Consider the following 2,657-nt stretch of genomic DNA (forward strand, 5'->3'; position numbering starts at 1 on the left):
GGCACGATGATCCGGAAGAACGCCCCGAACCGCGAGCAGCCGTCGATCATCGCCGCCTCCTCCAGCTCCTTGGGCAGCCCGCGGAAGAAGGCCCGCATCAGCCACACCACGTACGGCACCAGGAAGGTCACGTACGCCAGGATCACGGTGATGTACTGGTCGGTCAGCCCGAGCTTCCTGGCCACCAGGAACAGCGGCACCACCAGCGCGATCGGCGGCACCGCGCGCGAGGCCAGGATCAGCCCGCCCACCACGCCCGCGCCGCGCATCCGCAGCCGCGACAGCGCGTACCCGGCCATCGAGCCGGCGACCATGGAGATGGCCGAGGCGCCGGCCGCCACGATGACCGTGTTGACCATGCGGGGCAGGATGCGCGCCTGCTGGAAGTAGCTGACGTAGTTGTCGAGGGTGAACTCGCTCAGCCAGCGCGGCGGCACCGTGAAGATGTCCCTGGGCAGCTTGAACGAGATCGAGACCATGTAGAGCACGGGGAACAGGAAGGCCAGCGTCACCAGGACGGCCCCGGTGACGGCCGCGTACCGTCTCACCATCGGTTCTCCAGACGCCGGGTCACGCGGAACAGGACAAAGGTGATCAGCATCGTCAGGACCAGGACGATCGTCGCCATCGAGGAGGCCGAGCCGAACTCCAGGCTCCGGAACCCCTTCTCGTAGATGTAGAGGTTGATGACGTTGGTCGAGTTGCCCGGCCCGCCCCTGGTGGCGGCCAGCGCGATGTCGAACATCTTGACCGCGCCCAGCCAGCGCACCACGAACGCGGCGGCCATCACCGGCACCAGCAGCGGCAGCGTGATGCGCCGCAGGATCGCCCAGCGGCCGGCGCCGTCGGAGCGGGCGGCCTCGTACACGTCGCCGGGCAGCGCCATGATCCCGGCCGAGGCGATGAGCACCACGAACGGCGTCCAGCGCCAGGTGTCGATGACGATCAGGCTGACCATGGCCAGCGTCGGGTCGCCGATCCACTCGACGGGCCCGGCGCCGACCAGGCCGAGGGCGTAGTTGACGACGCCCCACAGCGGGTCGAGCAACATCCGCCACACGCCGCCGGCGACCACGGGGGCCACCACCATCGGGATGAGGAACAGGGCGCGCAGCACGCCCCGGCCCCGCCAGGCGACGTTGAGCAGGAACGCGATGGCGAACCCGAGCACCATCTGCAGCGGCAGCGCGATCACCAGGTAGACGCCGGTGACCCGGAGCGAGTCCAGGAAGCCCGGATCGCGCAGCACGGCCTCGTAGTGCCGCCAGCCGACCCATCCGGACGGCTGGAAGGAGGCCAGGTCGAAGTCGGACACGCTCACCCAGGCCGTGTAGAGGATCGGGTAGAGCAGCATGCCCGCCAGCAGCAGCAGGGCGGGGGCCAGGAAGAGCCAGGCCGTGCCCGGCTCTCCCAGTCGGGCACGCCTCACTGGTTGTAGCCCTTGGCCGTCAGCAGGTCGCCGATCTCCTTGGCGGCCTGGTCGATCGCCTGCTGCGCGGTGGCCTGCCCGGACATGGCCCGGCTGGTCTGCAGCGCCAGGATCTGCTGCACGGCGTCGGACTCGGGCAGCCTGGGCCGCCACATCTCACCCTTGGAGACGACCTCGTAGCCGTCCTTGAGCGCCTTGTAGACCGGGCCGGCCCACTCGGCCGGCGGCGTGCCGTCGAGGCTGGAGTTGCGGGCGGGGAAGGTGCCGAACGCCTTGCCGGTGAACTGCTCGCCCTCCTTGGAGGTCACCCACTGCAGCCAGGTCCAGGCGGCGGCCGGGTGCGTGGACTTCTTGGAGATGCCGGCCGTCCAGATGCCGCGGTGGGCGCCCGGCGAGGTCGATCCGGCGGGCAGGGTGGACAGGCCCACCTGCTCGGGGGTCAGGGTGGTGGTCTCCTTGTCCACGGCGGTGCCCTTGTAGACGCTGCCCCACATGAACATGGTGGCCGTCTTGCCCTGCCGGAAGGCCTCCAGCGGCTCGTTGAACTGGTAGGTGCTGGCCCCGGGCGGCGCGTACTTGAGCAGGTCGACCTGCGTCTGCAGGGCCTTGACGCCCGCCGGGCCGCCGAAGGCGACCTTCGTGCCGTCCAGGATCTTGCCGCCGTCGGAGTTGAGCACGGTCTGCCACACGGTGGGGGTGAGCGGGTCCTTGGTGAAGTACGTGCCCACGGCCCAGGAGTCGGTCCTGCCGTCGCCGTCGGTGTCCTGGACGAGCTTGGGGGCGTCCTTGAAGTACTGCTCCCAGGTCGTCTGCGCGGTCGGCTCGGCCACGCCGGCCTTCTTGTACAGCGACTTGTTGTAGAACATCAGCAGCAGGTTGGAGCGCACGGGCACGGCGTACTGCTTGCCCTCCCACTCCCCGGCGGCCAGCGGCGAGGGGTTGAAGTCGGCCCAGTCGTAGCCGGGGTCGTTCCACTTGGCCAGCTCGGGGCCCTTGAGGTCGTACAGGGCGCCGGTCTTGGCGAGCTGCGGCAGCCAGGGGTCGTCGGCGAGCACCACGTCGTAGGTGGCGGTGGTGCCGGTCAGCTCCAGCATCGTCTTGGGCAGCTGGTCGTTGTAGGGGATGCCGTCGACGGTGACCTTGATGTTCGGGTACTTCTTGGCGAACTCCGGCACGAGCTTGTCCTGCCACTGCTTGGCGAACGCGTCGTTGGCGATCACGCGGATCG

General features: G+C 69.3%; 3 protein-coding genes. All 3 read right to left on the reverse strand.

What is annotated here, in order from left to right; all coding sequences use genetic code 11:
* The coding region (locus ACWCSD_RS51275; protein ID WP_449926954.1) for a carbohydrate ABC transporter permease at positions 1-551 on the reverse strand (551 nt) is incomplete at its 3' end.
* Positions 545-1,429 carry a carbohydrate ABC transporter permease gene (locus tag ACWCSD_RS51280; protein WP_397156618.1) on the reverse strand — a complete coding sequence of 295 codons (885 nt, stop codon included), beginning with the start codon at positions 1,427-1,429 and terminating at the stop codon, positions 545-547. The genes ACWCSD_RS51275 and ACWCSD_RS51280, both read right to left, overlap by 7 nt.
* On the reverse strand, positions 1,426-2,657 hold a 1,232-nt coding region (locus ACWCSD_RS51285), incomplete at its 5' end, for an ABC transporter substrate-binding protein (protein WP_449926957.1). The genes ACWCSD_RS51285 and ACWCSD_RS51280, both read right to left, overlap by 4 nt.

This window comes from Nonomuraea sp. NPDC001684 (assembly GCF_053596515.1).